The organism is Romboutsia ilealis (assembly GCF_900015215.1).
GTDB classification, from domain to species: domain Bacteria; phylum Bacillota; class Clostridia; order Peptostreptococcales; family Peptostreptococcaceae; genus Romboutsia; species Romboutsia ilealis.
In genome coordinates, this window is record NZ_LN555523.1 from 2,036,441 (window position 1) to 2,055,731 (window position 19,291).

16 protein-coding genes are annotated in these 19,291 nt (G+C 26.2%); 1 reads left to right on the forward strand and 15 read right to left on the reverse strand.

The window, feature by feature from the left end; genetic code table 11:
• Positions 1–4: 4 nt before the first annotated feature.
• The 3 genes from CRIB_RS09610 to CRIB_RS09620 all read right to left on the reverse strand — a co-directional run bounded on the left by CRIB_RS09610 (position 5) and on the right by CRIB_RS09620 (position 2,065).
• Complete coding sequence (locus CRIB_RS09610; RefSeq protein ID WP_180702162.1) at positions 5–790, reverse strand: HAD family hydrolase; 786 nt, start codon at positions 788–790, stop codon at positions 5–7.
• A 95-nt stretch (positions 791–885) separates the two neighbouring features.
• Positions 886–1,404: an amidase domain-containing protein gene (locus CRIB_RS09615; protein ID WP_180702163.1), complete on the reverse strand. Its 519-nt coding sequence runs from the start codon at positions 1,402–1,404 to the stop codon at positions 886–888.
• A gap of 19 nt (positions 1,405–1,423) precedes the next feature.
• Positions 1,424–2,065, reverse strand: coding sequence for an RsiV family protein (locus CRIB_RS09620; RefSeq protein ID WP_180702164.1), 642 nt, complete (start codon positions 2,063–2,065; stop codon positions 1,424–1,426).
• 201 nt (positions 2,066–2,266) lie between these two features.
• On the opposite strand from CRIB_RS09620, the gene CRIB_RS09625 reads away from it, so the two are divergent.
• A complete protein-coding gene (locus tag CRIB_RS09625; protein WP_180702165.1) occupies positions 2,267–3,247 on the forward strand; it encodes an LCP family protein in 981 nt (326 codons plus the stop codon).
• Positions 3,248–3,415: 168 nt separating this feature from the next.
• Here the strand turns inward: CRIB_RS09625 and wecB are convergent, their stop codons facing one another.
• The 12 genes from wecB to CRIB_RS09685 all read right to left on the reverse strand — a co-directional run bounded on the left by wecB (position 3,416) and on the right by CRIB_RS09685 (position 19,244).
• A complete protein-coding gene (wecB, locus tag CRIB_RS09630) occupies positions 3,416–4,522 on the reverse strand; it encodes a non-hydrolyzing UDP-N-acetylglucosamine 2-epimerase (protein WP_180702166.1) in 1,107 nt (368 codons plus the stop codon).
• Positions 4,523–4,540: 18 nt separating this feature from the next.
• Positions 4,541–5,266 (reverse strand): WecB/TagA/CpsF family glycosyltransferase, encoded by a 726-nt coding sequence (locus tag CRIB_RS09635; RefSeq protein WP_180702167.1) that lies wholly within the window; start codon positions 5,264–5,266, stop codon positions 4,541–4,543.
• An 8-nt stretch (positions 5,267–5,274) separates the two neighbouring features.
• Positions 5,275–6,435, reverse strand: a complete 1,161-nt coding sequence (locus CRIB_RS09640; protein ID WP_180702168.1) for a glycosyltransferase — start codon at positions 6,433–6,435, stop codon at positions 5,275–5,277.
• 21 nt (positions 6,436–6,456) lie between these two features.
• Positions 6,457–7,902 carry an O-antigen ligase family protein gene (locus CRIB_RS09645; RefSeq protein WP_180702169.1) on the reverse strand — a complete coding sequence of 482 codons (1,446 nt, stop codon included), beginning with the start codon at positions 7,900–7,902 and terminating at the stop codon, positions 6,457–6,459.
• Between the two features lie 19 nt (positions 7,903–7,921).
• Positions 7,922–8,635 carry a glycosyltransferase family 32 protein gene (locus CRIB_RS09650; protein ID WP_180702170.1) on the reverse strand — a complete coding sequence of 238 codons (714 nt, stop codon included), beginning with the start codon at positions 8,633–8,635 and terminating at the stop codon, positions 7,922–7,924.
• Positions 8,636–8,645: 10 nt separating this feature from the next.
• A complete protein-coding gene (locus CRIB_RS09655; protein WP_180702171.1) occupies positions 8,646–9,824 on the reverse strand; it encodes a glycosyltransferase family 2 protein in 1,179 nt (392 codons plus the stop codon).
• A 1-nt stretch (position 9,825) separates the two neighbouring features.
• A complete protein-coding gene (locus CRIB_RS09660) occupies positions 9,826–11,238 on the reverse strand; it encodes an O-antigen ligase family protein (protein ID WP_180702172.1) in 1,413 nt (470 codons plus the stop codon).
• 164 nt (positions 11,239–11,402) lie between these two features.
• The gene (gene murJ / locus CRIB_RS09665; RefSeq protein ID WP_180702173.1) at positions 11,403–12,941 is read right to left on the reverse strand and encodes a murein biosynthesis integral membrane protein MurJ; all 1,539 of its coding nucleotides are present in this window, start codon (positions 12,939–12,941) and stop codon (positions 11,403–11,405) included.
• A gap of 21 nt (positions 12,942–12,962) precedes the next feature.
• Positions 12,963–14,039 carry a polysaccharide pyruvyl transferase CsaB gene (csaB, locus tag CRIB_RS09670; RefSeq protein WP_180702174.1) on the reverse strand — a complete coding sequence of 359 codons (1,077 nt, stop codon included), beginning with the start codon at positions 14,037–14,039 and terminating at the stop codon, positions 12,963–12,965.
• A gap of 74 nt (positions 14,040–14,113) precedes the next feature.
• Positions 14,114–14,767, reverse strand: a complete 654-nt coding sequence (locus CRIB_RS09675) for a sugar transferase (RefSeq protein WP_279386148.1) — start codon at positions 14,765–14,767, stop codon at positions 14,114–14,116.
• A gap of 229 nt (positions 14,768–14,996) precedes the next feature.
• Positions 14,997–16,628, reverse strand: coding sequence for an S-layer homology domain-containing protein (locus tag CRIB_RS12745; RefSeq protein WP_180702176.1), 1,632 nt, complete (start codon positions 16,626–16,628; stop codon positions 14,997–14,999).
• Positions 16,629–17,051: 423 nt separating this feature from the next.
• Entirely contained in the window at positions 17,052–19,244 is a 2,193-nt protein-coding gene (locus CRIB_RS09685; protein ID WP_180702177.1) for an S-layer homology domain-containing protein, read from the reverse strand.
• Positions 19,245–19,291: the final 47 nt, after the last annotated feature.

Genomic DNA, 19,291 nt, shown 5'->3' on the forward strand with positions numbered 1-19,291 from the left:
TTATTTATATATTTAGTACTTCTTTAATTTTTTCAACAACACCATTTTCTGTATTTTTCTTGGCTCTAAATCTAGCTACTTTCTTTAAATCATCATGTGCATTTTCCATAGCATAACTATGATATGCGCTTTCCATCATTTCTAAATCATTTAAATAGTCTCCAAAAACCATAGTTTCCTCATGCTTTATATTTAATAATTCTTGAAGCTTATTTATAGCAAGACCTTTATTTACTCCCTTATCAGTTATGTCTAACCAAATTTCTCCTGATACACTTACTTGTAATTTATCCTTATAGTCATTATAATAAGTATCACTATTTTCTTCTGATCCAATGAAATCGCATATTGTAACTTTTAATATATCATCTTCAACCTTCGTTAAGTCACTTACTATTTTGTACTCTTCATAGTACTTCTCAACTTCTTTTATAAGTCTTTCATCTTTAGATTCAATGTATGCAGATTTTTTACCACATAAAACTACATATGATTCTTTTATATTTCTACCGATTTTTATAAGTTCTACGGCAGTTTCTTGATCTAAAGAATTTAATAGTAATTCTTCACCTTTATAAACTACAAAAGTTCCATTTTCAGCTATAAACATCATATCATCTTTTATTTTTTCAAATCGCTTTGCTAGATTATAATATTGTCTTCCACTTGCTGCTGCAAATATTATATTTTGATTTTTTAATTCTTGAAATACTTGATAAAATTCTTCATGTATTTCATCTTTATCATTTAGTAAAGTTCCATCCATATCTGATGCTATTAATTTAATCATACTTTTCCCCCTAGTTTAGATTTAACTTAATTATAATATAAGTTAATATACTATTGAAAGTTACAAAATTATTATATCCTAATCCATTATTTAATCTATTTATAATATCCAAGTATTTTAATATATCGTCTCTCCCCTTCTTTTAAGCTAAGCGGATAATCTAATAAATCATAGGTATGTTGGCATATAAGATAATCAACAAGATACTCTCCTTCTAATATTACTTCACTTATTATCATATTGTGATATGCATTATTATCGTATACAAGTTGAACTATATCTCCTATCTCAAGTTCATTATAATTTGCTATCCTTGCATATATACCAAAGTTTTGTGTATTTTCACTGTTATTACCTATGATATATTTATAAAATGGCTCTGCTGAAGTCCATGTTGGAGTTCTACTATTATCACTATTCCAATACCATTTTTCTAATACATGTCTGCCAGTATAATCCATAGGTATTTGACCACTTCTTAAACATTGAGATATAAAATTGGTACAATCTCCTCCCCATAATTCATAGTCCATATAAGCAGGATTTCTACCTAAAGCCCATCTTCTAGCGTAACTTACAGCAGCTTCTCTATTATATTCTTTAAATACTAGCATATTTTTATCTCCTCCAAATTTAACTATCGGTTATTTTTTCTATAATATACTTGCTTAAATAACTTTTATCTTCTTTAAATGAAATTTTAAATGTACTTAAATCTGATATAGTTGGGTCTAACTCATAACTTGAAAAACATATAACTATACTATCTGTAGATATATAAAATGTAGGATTATCACAAAATATTATATCTTTTAAATAGTCTAATACCATAATATATTTATCTATGCTAAGCTCTCTTGATAATTCTTTTATTTTATTATCTATTTTTTTAGTTATTATTTCCATATAGTCTGTTTCTGAATTAAATATATCTTTTATATTAATTTCTTTTTCTAAATTTATATCATAATTATATGAATTTATATAACTTATATTGTATAATCCATCTAATTGTGAGAATTCTATAGGTATACTTATAATACCATTATTATTATAGGTAATATAATAATCTGTACTAATACAAGATAAACAGTTATTTTTGCAATATGCTATATCCTCTATCGCACTTTTAAAAGCTATTATATCTTCATATATCCTGTGGTTTATGTTATTTATTATATTTTTTTTATTATCTGATTTTATTATCGGATAATTTAAATTGTATACAGATAGTTTATCCTTTTTCTCTATACTTGACGTCTGTATTGATACCATTTAGAAAATCCTCCTATTAATATTTACTTATTATTTATTAATATGAAGGAAGTTGATATTTGGTTATATACTAGTTTATATATAATTTGTATTTTTTTTGTAATTTATATTATCTTGAATATCTCTTAATACTTTAATATAATATGTATATTGTAATATTAAAGTGTAAGTTGTTAAATAAAAAAGAAAGAAGGGATTATTTTGGCGAGAAAAAAAGAAAAAAGTGAAAACTCTGGCTTAAAAAAACTTGTAATATTCCTTGCTATATTAGTTATAGCATTTCCTGTAGCGGTTTTTGGATATATATATTTTAAGTTAAATACTATGCACGATACTACTGCTGATGAAAATATATTAAATGAAACTAATTTCCAATCAGAAAAAGGAATAACAAATATATTATTAGCAGGTACTGATGGAAGACCTGGTGAAAAGAATTCCAGATCTGATTCTATGATGATACTTACAGTAGATAGCAAAAATAAAAGCTTAAAACTTACATCTCTAAATAGAGATACTTATGTTAATATTCCTGGTCATGGTGAAGAAAAGCTTACGCATGCTTATGCATATGGTGGAGCAAACTTATTAGCGGAGACTATTGAAAATAACTTTGAAATAGATATTCAAAATTATGCAGTTGTTGACTTCTATTCATTCATGGATATAGTTGATGCATTAGGTGGAGTTGAAGTTGATGTACGATCTAGCGAAATCAAAGAGTTGAACAAATTTATTAATGAAACATACAGCTTTAACAATAATGCTAATAAGGGATCTATACAATATATTAATTCTCCTGGAATTCAAAGACTTAATGGGTATCAAGCATTATCTTATGCTCGTATAAGAAAAAATGACTCTACTCAAGAAAGAGATAGGAGACAAAGAGCTGTTATAGAAGGTCTTATGAATGGTGTAAAAGATTTACCAGTAAGTAAGTATCCCAAATTATTAGATACTATACTTCCATACGTTAAAACTAATATGAAGCCTACTCAAATAATAGGTTTAGCAGGAAAGGTGTTAGGTATAGGTAATTTATCTATAACTCAAATAGAATTTCCATTTGAAGATGCCAGTACATCCGTTACACTTCCAGGTAAAGGATTTGTTATAAAATTTGATGAATCGTCATTAGATACGTTACATGACTTTATATTTAAAAATATAATTCCATAATAAAAGAGACTAAATTTAGTCTCTTTTATTATTTTATGCTTCTACTTAAATTTATAAATCTTAATGTATAAGTAAATTACTTTACAATTTTAACTAATTTGTCAACATACCTAAATTGTACAAAAGTGAAACATATACTATATTTGTAGTATATATTTCACTTTTATCTTAACTAAATTTCTTTATTATTTCATCTACTATATACTTACTAGACATACCATCTCCATAAGGATTAGATGACTTACTCATTTTGTTATATTCATCCTTATTAGTTAATAATAACTTAGTCAAATCATATATATCATCTTCATCTGTTCCTGCTAGCCTTAAAGTTCCTGCGCTAACTCCTTCAGGTCTTTCCGTTGTATCTCTAAGAACAAGAACAGGCTTACCAAGTGATGGCGCTTCTTCCTGTATCCCTCCACTATCTGTCATTATTATATAAGATTTATTTAAGAAATTATGGAAATCTAAAACTTCAAGTGGATCTATAAGATGAACTTTGTTATTATCTCCTAAAACCTCATCTGCAGCCTGTCTTACTAGTGGATTTAAATGTACTGGGTATATAACTTGTACTCCATCAAACTCTTCTACAATTCTTTTTATAGCTCTAAACATATTCTTCATAGGTTCACCTAAATTTTCACGTCTATGAGCTGTTAAAAGTATAATTTTATCATTTCCTATTTTGTCGAATATAGGATGATAATAGTCATCTTTTACAGTAGTTCTTAATGCATCTATAGCAGTATTTCCTGTTACATATATAGTTTCTTCTTTCTTGCCTTCTTTTAATAGATTATTTTTAGAAACCTCAGTAGGTGCAAAATGCATATCTGCTATAATCCCTGTAACCTGTCTATTTACTTCTTCAGGGAATGGAGAGTATTTATCATAGGTTCTAAGACCAGCTTCAACATGGCCTACAGAAACTTGATTATAAAATGCAGCTAAACTTCCTGATAGTGTTGTTGTTGTATCTCCATGAACTAGAACTATATTAGGCTTAACTTGCGATATAACTTCACTTAAGCTTTGTAATGCTCTTGTTGTTATATCCACTAAAGTTTGTCCTTGCTTCATTATATTTAAGTCATAATCTGGAGTAATATTAAATGTTTCTAAAACTTGATCTAACATTTGGCGATGTTGTGCTGTAACACAAACTACACTTTCTATTTCTTCTCTTTTTTCTAACTCTTTAACTAATGGTGCCATTTTTATAGCTTCAGGTCTTGTTCCAAATATAGTCATAACCTTAATTTTTTTCATATTGTCACACTTCCTACCTTATTTTTCTTCTTTTGCTAATTTTCTTAATTTAAAAACAAACTTTATATTACTATTATAAAATCTCTTTATTCTTTCTTTATCTCCTGCGATTCTATAAAGCCATTCTATATTTAATTTTTGTACTATTTCAGGTGCTCTTTTTGTAGTTCCACTGATAACATCAAATGTACCTCCAACGCCCACAAAAATTCCTTTCAAAAACTCATTATAGTGTTTATATATTAATAACTCTTGTTTTGGAACTCCAAGTGCAACTAATACAATATCAGGACTTAAATTTTTTATCTCCTCAAATACATCATCTTTATTTTCTATATAACCATCCGAATAACCTAGTATCTTAACATTGGGATATTCTTTATTTATACTTTTAACAGTCAATTCAATTACTTTTTTACTTGCTCCAAAAAGATATACTGTTTTTTTATGTTTATTAGCCAACTCTAATAATTTATAACTTATATCTACTCCTGTAATTCTTTCTTTTATTTCATTTATTCCTATATAATTTGCTGCTTTAACTACACCTATTCCATCAGGTACTATTGTAGTATCTGGCTTCATTAAAGCTTCATCAAATTCATTTATAGAATCCGCTTTCATAAAAGTTTCAGGATTAGCTGTTACTATAAACATTTTATTATTATTTATTAAATTATTCTCTAAAACTTTAAAAAAAGATTCTTTATTTCCTCTATATGTTTTTTTTATATAATTAATCATCCTATCACCTATTGCTTACTAGATATGCATTGTAAAAATTCAAACCACATATATGATATATTATCTTTAGAATACTTATATGAATTTTCTCTACTTTGCATTCCCATATATCTTCTTACTTCTATATCATCTATAAGTTTAATGATTTTATCAGCCATATCTTTTTTAGACCTATCTTTTATTAAATATCCATTTACTTTATCCTCTATAATTTCACAAGCACCTTTTGCACTATCAAATGCTATACACGGTAACGCAAAAGATTGTGCCTCTATTAATACTAATCCAAATGATTCTTCATGCGATGCCATAACATATATAGAAGAGCTTGATAATTGTTTATTTATAAATTCTTTATCTTTGTATCCATGTAGTATTACATTATCTTGTAATGAATACTCCTTAACTTTATTAATTAAATGATCTTTTAATACTCCATCTCCAATTATATCTAGTTTCCAATCTTTCTTTTGGTTATTTACTATTTTGAATACATCTAATAAATCATCAAATCCTTTTTCTGGAGATAATCTTCCAATCGAAATTATTTTTTTATTTTCTAATGTTGAAACTTCACTTGGAATACAATCTAAGCTATGAGGTATAAATATACAATTAGTCTTTGTCCCTTCAAAATATTTCTTATAAAAATCTGTCATCATTTGCGATACAGGCATAAAATAGTCTATATTTTTACACGATTCAACCAAGTCTTTTATATATTTTTCATTTTCATTATGATAAGTATGCTCCTGAGCTATAGTTATCAAATTATCATTTCCGTATTTTGACAAAAGTTTGTTATGTTCTATTCTAGTTGATATAACAATCCCTGAATCAATACTTTTTATTGCGTCAATCATTTTAGAAGATTTAAGTTTTAATATTTTCACACTTTTTAAGCCTTCATTTAAAATCTTAATTGGATTTTTAGTTCTTATAGCATCTTTAAGCTCTTTTTTATTTGGTGATAATTCAGCATCTAATAGATATTTTATTTTAACTCTGTTATCAATATAAAAAGCCGGCTTATCATATAATTTATAAACTGATATAATTTCTACATCGTATTTATCAATTAAAATATTACTAAGTGATGATATTGCTTTTTCAACTCCACCATATCCTAAGTGCAGTGCAAGTATTGTAACTTTACACAAAACAAACACCTCAATTCATCCTTTTATTATTTATACTACTTTCTTAAATATATCATTATATAATTTTATTGTTGATGTTATCAAAAAGAATCCTACAGCCGGTGCAGTTAGTATATGTCCTGCTGTAAATGCTATCCCTAGAGCTAATACTATATCTATAATGCATATAACTACGTCTAAATTTAAGAAGTATTCCATTTTAAGAATTATTTGCTTAGCTATAAGCAAAATAATTGCTATAAATTGAGCAAAGTACACAACAAACCCTAATATTCCATGTCTATATAAAATGTCTAATTGATCTAACTCTATAGTTTTTTGTGTGTATACTTCATCATTTATTTCAACTATAAACCCAAGTTTTTGCAATAATTCTAATTGTTTAGAATCTATTGTCTTTTTAGTATAAATCTCATCTCTAATCTCAACGTTATAACCAATACCAAATAGTTTATCTATCCAACTACTATTATTAAATTTTTGTTTAATAATATCTGCATATATAGTTCTTTTACTTAAAACGGCTGTTACTATTTCATCTTTACTAACAGAATCTGAGTTCTCTTTATCTTCTATTTGAGTATTTTTATCTACTTTATTATGACTTATATTATTCACTATCCTCTGTATAAGATCTCCATAATTACGTTGTATATTTTTATATAATGGAGAAAATGGGAATATTAATATCATAGATATTAATATTGTGTTCATAATTAATATTATTCTTTTCAAATTAAAATCTCTTTTATAATAAGTACTAAATATATTATATATATTTAAGATTATATAATATATTATTATAAATACTGTAGTTCCACCCAAAGATAAAAATGGTACTTTAGTTCCTAAAAACATAGTACTTGCTATACATATTGTACATGCTAAGGTATTTAACAATCTATCTTTATCATTTACTAAGCTAGAGATAGTAAAAGGAATTAATATTGCCATTATTGATCCTATTTCATTAGCTGCATAGAACCATCCTACCGAACCGTATCCATTACTGTTATAACTATTAAAGTATGTATTGGTTACAGTTGCTATAAATATTATTGATGTATATATCATTAATGTTAAAACTAATAACTTATTAGAGATATTAATTTTATATTTTTGATTATATACAAATAATCCACATAAAACTATTGGAAAGTAAAAAGATTTTATTATTCCTTTTACTTCAATTAAAATCAAACTTCTATCCTTATTAAAGATAGTGAATACTAAAAAAAATGCTATATAAATTAATATCATACTTAAAGCTATCTTGGAATACTTTATTAATTTATTATTATTAGATTTAGTAACTAATACATAAATACATAAGTACGCCATGAATAAACTTCTTATCACTAGACCTAATGTTATAGGTAATGCCATATTTCTAACTACAAGAGAAGTTATTAAATCCAAGATTGGCTGAATCAATATAAAGCTAACTATTAAATTTGAACTTAATAAAAAATTCATATTAATCTCCTTAATTAAACTATTTAGATTTTATATTTCGATAATATGAATATAATTTTAACCTAAACTTATTAGTAAGCCTTAGTTTTATAAATTTATTTATATTTCTTATAAGACTACTGTTTCCTTCTAGCCATGTTCCAGTAAATATATGTATTGTTTTTGAATTTACTGATGGATTACAAAGAACATCGTCTTTGTATACTTTTATTCCTTCTCTTAGCATTTGCTCTTGATTTCCTATCTTACAATCATAATCTTCTATAAGTATATCTGATACTGTTTTTGTATTTACTTTATCATACTGATTATTCTTATCAAATTCAAAAGATTTATTATCATAGTAATCTAACATATCTTTTATAAAAGGATGATTTTTTTCTGCTCCAAATACAGCTGTAAATGGATATTGTGGATTTTCATATCCTACAAATGCTTTATTATCTAATAGTGAATCTAAACTCTCAACAACTAATACATCTGTATCAAGATATATCCCTCCATAATTATATATAGCATAAGCTCTTATATAATCACTAACATAAGCCCACTTTTTAGCTTCATAAGCTTCTTTTACAAATTTATTAGAATTTATATCGAAATTTTTCTCATTCCATTCTATAATTTCATAATCTTTTAGATGCTTTTTCCAAGTTTTCATACACATTTTTATATCTTTAGGTTTTTCATTATTTCCAACCCACACATAATGTATTATCTTAGGTATTGCCATATTTTCACCTCTAAATGTTATTTTTTAATGATACTTTTACATATGGATATAAACATAAGAACTTAGTTATATCAATAGCCTTATCAATATCCTCTTTATTACTCACCACTATTTCATTAAATCCTATTTTCATTTCGTTGATTATATATAAATAAAGCTCTGATAGTTCATTGTTTAATAACCTATTATTGAACAATCTCATATCCTTTCCTTTATATATAAATTCATTTTTATCAATATCTTTTATATATATTTTTCTACTTATATTAGATTTATAGAATTCTACCAATCCATTTAAAAATATATTTTTATCGTATTCATCTCCAAATCTTTTTTGTATAACAAATTTTACTATAGCTCCTTTATTTCTTTCTTCTCTATTGAAGTATAATGGCGAGAAATTAGATGATAATTTTAATTTATTAAAAATTCTATATATATAAAATTGTATCTTATACATAGGTATATTATAAAATTCCATAAGTCTAGTTACAGTTCTTAATTCACCATTTATCACATTTAATTTTCCAATGTCGTTATTTATATAGTTTCCACTATGAAGCCTATATTTTAACATTGGAAAATCTACACTTTTTACATTGAGCATATCAGCTTTTTCGGATAGATTTATCCAAAATGGCATATTCCATGTTAAATAAGAATTATAAATTTCCTTAATAAAAGTTTCCTTTTTAGCAAATATTACATCTACATATAAATTTCTCCCTAACCATAACATCAAAGTAGGTAGTATCTTTTTATTTTTAGCGTACTTTAATACTTCTAATTTTCCAGTTATATCATTCTTTTCATCAATAGTAATTAAATCACCTATAAATACTTTAGTATCTGGATTTGCTTTCGCTTCTTTTACTAATCGCATAAACAAATTATCATCTGGTAATAAATCATCAGAGTGAAGTATATAAACATATTCTCCCTTAATATAATCTATACAATTCCTTATTGCATTTAATTGATCTTGATTATTCTGACTATAATATTCTATTTTTTCCTTATGAACACTATTATCTATATATTGTTTTATTACATCCTCTACATTATCTGTAGAACCATCATTCATAATAATCAATTGCCAATTAGTGTAACTTTGATTAGCAACGCTATCAATTGTATCTATTATAGTACTACTATCATTATACGTCGGCATTATTATCGAAATTTTCATATTAATTCCCTTCTACCACTTTATTGTATAGTTTTATTATTGAAAGTATTATAAAAATACTTACTGCTGGAGCTGTTAGAACATGTCCTGATGAGAAAGCTATTGCTATACCTAAAAATATAGATATCATACAAGTTATAACATCTAAATCTAATAAGTATCTCGCATTTCTAAACAATGATTTTATTATAACTACCATCAATATTATTAACTGTCCAAAGTATAATATAGTACCTACTATACCATGTCTATAAAATATATCTAATTGATCCATTTCTATAGTTTTATCTGTAGATATACCTGGCTTTATCTCAATTACATGACCTAGACCTACTAATTTTTCAACTATAGATGAATTCTTATATATATTTTTAATTTCTTCAGCAATAGCCGTTCTGTTACTTAATAATGAACCTACTAAATCATCTTGATTTATATGCATATTGATTTCTGGTTCTGGTTCTTGTTCTTCTGGCTCTACTACTACTACCTCTTCATTAGGATCCATAGGCTTAGTAGCAGGATTTTCCTCTTGTGGTCCCTCTATAAATTTGACAATTTTATTTATAATATGTCCATAATTAAACATCAAATTTTTATATACTGGCGATTTGTAGAATAGACTACAAAATACCATACCTATTATGATTACGCACAAACTTATCTTCTTATAATTTAATAATGTAGGTATTTTTTTAATTCTTGTAAATATAGAAGTAAATATTATATATACCATTAGTATACCTACACTACCTACAAATCCTAAAAAAGGAACTTTTGTACCCATATATAAAGAAGATAAAATACATAATATTATAGATATAATATTAACTATATTAAGCTTATTATCTATAATATTTATTATTGTAAATGGTGTAAGTATAGCAATTATAGATCCAATTTCATTTGCCGCAAAGAACCATCCTACGGTTCCTAAACCATATAAATATTCATTGTAGCTTCTAAAGTACGTTCCTGTTACTGTTGCAATAAATATTACTCCTGTATATCCTAATAATAAATACATTAAAAAGTTATTAGAAATCTCTAATCTATCTTTTTCATTAAGTATAAATACTCCAGTTAATACTATAGGAAAATAAAATAGTTTTATAACACCTTTTATTTCTGTAATTATAGATGTATCTTTGCTAAAAAAAGTATAACCTAAAAAAGTAATTATATATACACCTATACCTATTAGTATCCATCTAGAATATTTGTAAACTCTCCCTTGTGGTCTATAAATAAATAATGCATACATAAACATATATCCCATAAATAGACTTCGTGCTATTATACCTATTGTTAAAGGTAAGTCAATATTTCTACTCATAAAAGATGTCAATAAATCTAGTACTGGTTGCAAAATAATAAACAGATAAAAAAACTTTTTTTCAAAAATATTTGACATTTTTCCCTCCTTAAATAATTTTTTATATTTTGTATATATTTGTGATAGATTGTATTTTATCCTCCATATCAATTTAGAGTATACAAAATAATTGTACCATAAATGTATTTTTTTTTATACACTAAAACATAGACCTACTAATATCTATTAGCAGGCCTATGTTTTTATCTTTTTATTTTTTTTGTTAATAAATCAATTATCATAGATACTTCTTCTATTTTAAGAATTATCACAAATATTCCGTATACTATTACTCCTACTAACACTGATCCAAATATAGAAATAGCTTGTCCTATAAATCCTACTCCAGTATGATTTATAATAAACTCATGCGCAAAAGTCACGCATACTCCCATTAAAACTGCCGATAGTAGCGCTTTTATAGCAGTTGTTAATATTTTTTCCTGACCAAAGTTCCCGATTTTTTTTCTTAAACTATAAAATAATAAGAAAGTACATATAAGAGCAGATAGACTTGTGGCTAAAGCAAGTCCTTTATGCCCCATAAACTTAACAAATATTAGGTTTAAAACTATATTTAATCCCATAGCTATTGCACCATTTATCATCGGTGTTTTTGTATCTTGTAAGGAATAGAATACTTTGTTTATTATATCTCTCAGTCCATATGCTACTAATCCTATAGAATACATAGATAATGCACTCGCAGTCATCAGTGTAGCACTAGCATCAAATGCGCCTCTTTCAAAAAGTAATTTAACTATAGGCTTAGATAATACTATAGCACCTATCGATATAGGTATAACTAAAAGTATTATACTATTTGAGCTCTTTACAATATACTCACTAAACTTTTCTTTATTATCCTCATGTGATAATTTTGAAAGCATAGGATAAATTACCGCTACTATTGATGTAATAAAAAGTGCTAATATAAAGCTATTAAGCCTATCTGCAAAGTTTAAAGCTGATATACTTCCTTCTGGCAATAAAGATGCTAAATTTTTATCAACCATAATATTAACTTGATTTACTGCTACACCTACAAGTACAGGACCAGTTAAAATAAGCATCTTCTTTAAATATCTATCTTTTAAATCAATATGAGGCTTTAATCTATATCCTGATTTATATGCAAATGGTAATTGGAATATAACCTGGCTAGATATACCTATCAGAGTTCCCCAAACCAGAACATACGGTCCATACTTTGCACTTAATAAAATTGATATTATAACAATTATATTTTGAGGAAAACTTATTAATCCTGGTATAGTAAAGTTATTCTTAACTTGTAAATACGCAGTCAGTACATTTGAAATTCCTATAAATACTACACTAAATATCAGTATTCTTGTAAATTCAATTCCTATTGCAAGCCTCTCTCCTTCAAAACCAAAAGCAAATATTTTAAGTAGTGGTTCTGTAAATACCAACCCTAACATAGCAATTAATATACATATAATAAATACAATAGTTAATATATTATTTGTAAACTTTAGAGATTCTTTTTCTCCTAAATTAGCATTTATATCACAATATAATGGAATAAATGTTGTAGATAATGCAGCACCTATTGCTGCAAATATAACATTTGGTATATTCATCGTTGCAAAATATATATCAGTATACATGCCTGCACCGTATACAAATGATAGTACCTGTTCCCTAGCAAAGCCTATTATTTTCGATAGTATTGTAACTATCATAAGGCCAACTGCTGCCTTTGCTACTTTACTCATAATTTTCTCCTTATTAATTTACTATTTTCGCTTAAATATCTCTAGCGCTTTTTTAGCTGTATATGGCGCTAATGATTTTAATTTAATTGTTTTATTTTCTAGACTTATTTTTTCTATCTCATAATTAGATATTATATCTAAAGCCATATTTGTTAGTTCTAGTGGACTCCACCCTGTGTCTACATTTCCTATTGATGGTTGTTCTATAAGTTTTAAATATGAATCAATTTTAGGATCATAAGATATACCTATCATTGGAGTTCCAACAGTTGCTGCAAATATAAGCGCATGAAGTCTCATCCCTATCATAAGTTTAGACTCTTTTATATACATCATTTTTTCTTCCATAGTTAAATCTTTAGAAAGTACCATTGCATTATGTCTCATTAGACTAACTACTTGTTTTGATATTATTTCATCATATTGGCCATGCATAGGTATAAATACTACATTAATTCCGCTTTCAACGATTTTATCACAAGTTAAAGCTATGTTTTTTTGAAATTTGCTATTATTTTTTTTCCAGTCTCTTATGCTAACTGTTATATAATCATTATTTGTAAAATATTTATCAATCTTAAACTCGTAATTTTCAATATTAAATCCCATAACTGGGTCTGGTACTATCTCTATATCTTTTCGTACACCTATAGAATTAAGAAGTAATTTTGATTCTTTATCTCTAAGCGTTATATAATCTACTTTATTAAAAAATTTACCTACAATTTTTCTATTACTTTTTTTCTCTATAGGACCTACTCCTTGAGCATAGATAAAAATAGGTTTTTTAGCAAGTTTAGCAAGCCATATTATCCCAGTATAATAAAATATTGATCGTGAGCTTGTCACATCTTGAAATAAGCTTCCGCCTCCACTTATGAGACCATCGCATTTTAATAATTCTTTATATATATCATTTAATTTCCATCTGTTAATAGCATTTACTTTATATGTACTTTTTGTATATTCCACGTCATTTGATAATACTACTATATCAATATTAGGATCTTCATTTCTTAGTGCTTCTATTATAGATTTGAGTATGGCTTCATCGCCTATATTATAAAAACCATAATACCCCGAAATTAATACTTTCATATAATCCTCCACTTTTTATCTCTATAACATAGTATAACCTATTGTTCATAAAACAATAGGTTATACTAAAATTTCTAATCTTTTATATCTGATCTTTTTAAAACCTTTAAGGCCGTCATTACTATAATATATAAATCCATTATAAAGCTCTTATTCACTAAATATTCATAATCATATTTAACTTTTTCTTCATTCCCTATATTATCTCGTCCATTAATTTGAGCCCATCCTGTAATCCCTGGTAATATTTTATCTATATTATATGATTGTCTTAATTCAATTAGGTCAACTTCTTCTAATATAACTGGTCGCGGACCAACTATGCTCATATCTCCCTTTAATATATTAAAAAGTTGCGGTATCTCATCTATACTAGTTTTTCTTATTATTTTACCTATTTTAGTTATATATACATGTGAATTAGTAAAATCATTTGTAGCTATATTTGGAGTTTCTATTTTCATACTTCTAAATTTATATATATAAAAAGGCTTACTATTCTTTCCGGCCCTTAATTGCTTAAAAATTATTGGACCCTTTGATTCTAATTTTATAAGTATTGATACTATTATAAATATTGGAGATAATACAATTATCCCTAATATAGAACAGACAATATCAAAAAACCTTTTTATAAACTTGTATATAAAATTTATTTCTTTATATGATTTTACATCTGATGCTTTAGCTACACTTGCATCTTTATTATATATAAGCTTATTATCCACCATATACCTCCTAACTTTTATAATATATTTTTAACCTTTTTCTTTGTTTTATATTTTTTACAATAATATATATATATATATTAAGATATTTATTGATATTTTTCTATTAAATGTTAGTTTATGCTATTATAATTATAATTTTATCATTTTTCGCCTTAATTGTATATAATTTTAATAAATAAATGAAAAAGTATAGCTAAATTTTTCAAATTTAGCTATACTTTTTCATTTATTTTACCCGTTGTAAAGTTACTACAGACTCAGCTCTAGTTATATTATCTTTCGGTCTAAGATATGTTTCTAATACTCCCATATATTCATTTTCTACAGCTCCTTCTAAAGAACTCGTCGCCCATGAAGATATCATATCATAATCTTTATACCAAAATATTTTTTCTAAATTTTCTTGTTTGTTATTCATTATCGAAGTTATAATTACTGCAACTTCTTCTCTTGTTATTTTATCATTTGGTTTAAACGTATTATCTCCATAACCTTTTATATATCCTGCTTTAACCGCCTTTTGTACTTCTTGATAATACCATGCACTTTTATCTACATCAGTAAATGTAATATCTTCAATTTCTATAAAATTAAATTTTCTATTTACTATTTTAATAAACTCTGCTCTTGTTATGCTATCATTCGGTCTAAAAGTATTCGTAGTATCTATCCATCCATCTTCCATAGCTTGTTTTATATTTGATTCTGCCCAATGATCTATTATATCACTTTGTTTTTTTATTTCTATGTTTGCTACAGAGTTTAATCTACTATCAGTTATTAAGTTTGCTGTAGATTTCGCATTATTTATATCACCATTATATATATATTCAATTACATTTAAAAATAACACACTTTCAGTATATATTTTATCCAAATATTTAATCCTTGGTGAATTATCTTTATTTTCAAAAACAACTATATCATTATACTCTTTAAGTGCCTTTCCTCTTGTTCCTAGTTCATCACTATCATGTGTATTAAGTCTTCTAGTCCAATCTATATCTTGAGCAATATAATCTGCATTTATAGTTATATTATTATAAAATCGTATACTAGCCTGAGCAAACTCAACTAATTCTATAATTCTATTAAAATTAGTATTTATTTCTTTAACTTCAGCATTATTCTTTTCACTAGAATTTAGTTTATTATATGCATTTATATAATTATATTTAGATGCTAAAATATTTTCTGCGTCACTTATATTCGTTATTATGCTATTTTTATTTAATAAATCTATTCCATTATAACTAGAAAACTTTTTATATGCATTTTTCAAGTTTTTTATATTTTGTGACTCGCTACTCTGACTTCCTAAATTTATTCCATATTTGGCAGCAATTTGAACAAATGTTTTATCAGAATAGTCAATTATAGCATAAGCCCCTACATTAATCTGATCAAATAACCATCTTATCTCACTATTATGCATTCTAATACATCCGCCACTTACATGTTTTCCTATACTACTAGCATTATTATTTCCATGTATTGCATAGGTAGTACCGTAAGTAACCCCTACATGAAGACCCAACCACCTATCTCCAAGTGGATTTTTAGGGCTTCCTCCAGGAATTCCTCCACTATAATATGGTCTATTTTTTATTTTATTTACTATTTTAAACTTCCCTTGTGGTGTTGGTGTTGAGGATTTACCTGTTGCAACAGAAAACTCTTTAACCAATACTCCATCTTTAAAATACCCTAATTTATTTGCCTTTGAGTTAATTATTAAATACTGTCCTTTAGATAATCGAGTACTTCTATCTTGCGCATTTACATTAATCAAATTTGTACACAATACCATTGATATAGCCAATATAACTGATATTATACTATTAACTATACGTTTCACCCTCTATTCCCTCCTAATTTTTAATAATGTATCTTTCTAGTTAAGTTTATCAGTTTTATATGCAAAATTGTCTAACATCCCTTCATCACTTTATAGTGTTTTTCACCAAATTTCCAATCACAAATCTATTATCTTTCTTAATTCCTCAATATATTATCAATATTCTTATATCCTAGATGAAATAACTATCATTTCTACTCTTGATAAATCTTCTTGTTGCACTAGCATCCACTCAGTTGTACCTATTATATATCTTTATTCAACAATAGCTTCAAACTCGTCTATCTCCCAATGAGCTATATTTAAGTACTCTGAATATCTTATTATTTTATCGTAATTTTTATCTATTAATTAATCGTTAACATTAATAATAAAAAACTCATAAGATTTAATCTTATGAGTTTTTGCCTTATGTATATTAAATTACAACATCTTTGCTCTAGATAAAATAGTTACAGCTTCTGCTCTTTTTATATTATCACTTGGTTTAAAAGTATTATCCTCAGCATATCCATTCATATATCCAGCTTTTAAAACCCCTTCTACATACGGTTTAGCCCAATCTAACACCGAGTTTCCATCATTAAAAGTTGATAAATAAGTAAAGTTATAATCAATTTTATTAGTTATATATCCTATAATCTTAGCTGCCTCTTGTCTAGTTATTGGATCATATGGCGCAAATATGCCATTCCCTCTTCCATTTATATATCCCGCATTAGTAGCTATTCTAACCTCATCATAGAACCAGTCTCCCGGATTTACATCACTGAAACTTTCTTCACCGATTTGAGTGATATTAAATGCTCTATTAACAATTTTTATAAATTCTGCTCTAGTTATAAAATTTTCTGGCTTAAAAATGTTAGTAGTATCTACCCATCCTTTATTCATTCCATCAATTATATAAGACTTTGCCCAATGATTAATAAAATCAGTATTAGGATCTGATTTTTCATTAATTATTTTTATATTATTTTTATTTACAACACCATCTATATCCCATAAATAAGTTCCATCTCCATTTATATTTGTTTCTGTGATAGAAACTATTCTATCAGGTCTTATATTATAATTATTATCTTTCTCATTTAACACAATAGTTGTGTCTCCAACTTGTCCTTTGCAAGTATTTTTCGTTCTAGTATTTTGAGGTAATATGCTATATAGTTCTTTATTTAAAGTATTTTTTATACTAGTTTCATTAATGTACATACCCAATAAATATCTATTATAGTCTTTAAGCCCAGTGTCTCCACCTAAAAACTTGTCCAATTGATACATACGACTTATAGCCTTTTCACTCCAAAACGGATCAGATGCATAACGAACATTTGCTCCTAAACTTTTATTTCCTAATGATGAACTATTATACTTCCAAGATTTAGGATTAAAGTATCCATTTGAAAAAGAATAATTTGAAACTCTTATTATACATTCTTCTATACTAGAAAATTTGTCTGCACCTTCAACGTATCCATCTTTAGCATTTGTACCAAATACATTAAATTTAGTTTTAGCTAAATTAGAAGTTCCTCTATCAGATTCATTCATAGCTATACCAATCAATAAAGCTGCATTGGTTCCATATTCATTTTGAGCCTTTATAAAATATCTACCTGTATTTCTAAGTAGACTATCACTTGGTGTATATTGCTCAAAATATCTATTTATATCATCTGCTGTATAAGATGTTTTACTTCTTCCTGGTAAATATTGATAGTAATTATAATAGGGATTATTACTATTTATAGCATTATTATGGTTGTCTAGTTTAGCATCTGATATCAATTTATTTATATCTGTATAAAAATAATTTCCATCGTAACTATAATATCTTGTATTTACTTTCATAAAATTTGGTGCAGGACCTAATATTTGATAGGAATACTTTGGTGCTGATGTAATATCTGAGCTTATAGCATGAACTAATTCATTGTTATTATTTACAGTGTAGTGACTTAAGTTATTTACTTGATTTATTGGAACTGTTATTATATTTAAGCTTCCATCATCTTCTTGTTTTTTTATGTATCCAGTATATCCACTTACTTCAATTTTAACTATATCGCCTAAATCTTCTATAATTGGTACATCATCTATATAAGCATGATTTATATATGTATGCTCTGGTGAAGTTAAGTTTTTATTTTTATATAAATATGCTGTATATTCTGTTGAATTTGTCGCAGATCCATTTATAATTTTTACTATCCTACCTATTCCTTCAGTTGCATAAACTACTAGTCCATCTTCATTTATTACTACAGGTATATCATTTGATTTATTATTTTGTTGTTGTTTACATATTTCAATGGCATCATTTAAATTCTCTGATTTAGATATATATGAATATGTTCCATCACAATGTGCATAAGCTATTTCATACTTACTATCTGTTTTTTTCTTTAAATAATCTAGATTCATTGAATTTTGTATATCTGATTTGACTTCTTCTGGTAGATCTTCATTTATTATAACTGTTTTAGGTTGTGTTTTTTTGTATGTTTCATATTTTGTATTATTTATACCTTGTGCATTTGATATTATTGATGTGCATAATAGTAAGCCTACTGCTATACTATAAGCACTTAATTTTTTTATACTCTTCCTCATATTCAGCCCCCTATATGATATTATTTGTATAATTTTATTATATCATA

Excerpts from the sequence above, each read along its gene's own strand:
- csaB (WP_180702174.1), bottom strand. The coding sequence starts at position 14,039 with ATGAAAGTATTAATTTCGGGGTATTATGGTTTTTATAATATAGGCGAT.
- murJ (WP_180702173.1), bottom strand. The coding sequence starts at position 12,941 with ATGAGTAAAGTAGCAAAGGCAGCAGTTGGCCTTATGATAGTTACAATA.
- CRIB_RS09635 (WP_180702167.1), bottom strand. The coding sequence starts at position 5,266 with ATGATTAATTATATAAAAAAAACATATAGAGGAAATAAAGAATCTTTT.
- CRIB_RS09645 (WP_180702169.1), bottom strand. The coding sequence starts at position 7,902 with ATGAATTTTTTATTAAGTTCAAATTTAATAGTTAGCTTTATATTGATT.
- CRIB_RS09620 (WP_180702164.1), bottom strand. The coding sequence starts at position 2,065 with ATGGTATCAATACAGACGTCAAGTATAGAGAAAAAGGATAAACTATCT.
- CRIB_RS09660 (WP_180702172.1), bottom strand. The coding sequence starts at position 11,238 with ATGTCAAATATTTTTGAAAAAAAGTTTTTTTATCTGTTTATTATTTTG.
- CRIB_RS09615 (WP_180702163.1), bottom strand. The coding sequence starts at position 1,404 with ATGCTAGTATTTAAAGAATATAATAGAGAAGCTGCTGTAAGTTACGCT.
- CRIB_RS09655 (WP_180702171.1), bottom strand. The coding sequence starts at position 9,824 with ATGAAAATTTCGATAATAATGCCGACGTATAATGATAGTAGTACTATA.
- CRIB_RS09685 (WP_180702177.1), bottom strand. The coding sequence starts at position 19,244 with ATGAGGAAGAGTATAAAAAAATTAAGTGCTTATAGTATAGCAGTAGGC.
- wecB (WP_180702166.1), bottom strand. The coding sequence starts at position 4,522 with ATGAAAAAAATTAAGGTTATGACTATATTTGGAACAAGACCTGAAGCT.
- CRIB_RS09650 (WP_180702170.1), bottom strand. The coding sequence starts at position 8,635 with ATGGCAATACCTAAGATAATACATTATGTGTGGGTTGGAAATAATGAA.
- CRIB_RS09610 (WP_180702162.1), bottom strand. The coding sequence starts at position 790 with ATGATTAAATTAATAGCATCAGATATGGATGGAACTTTACTAAATGAT.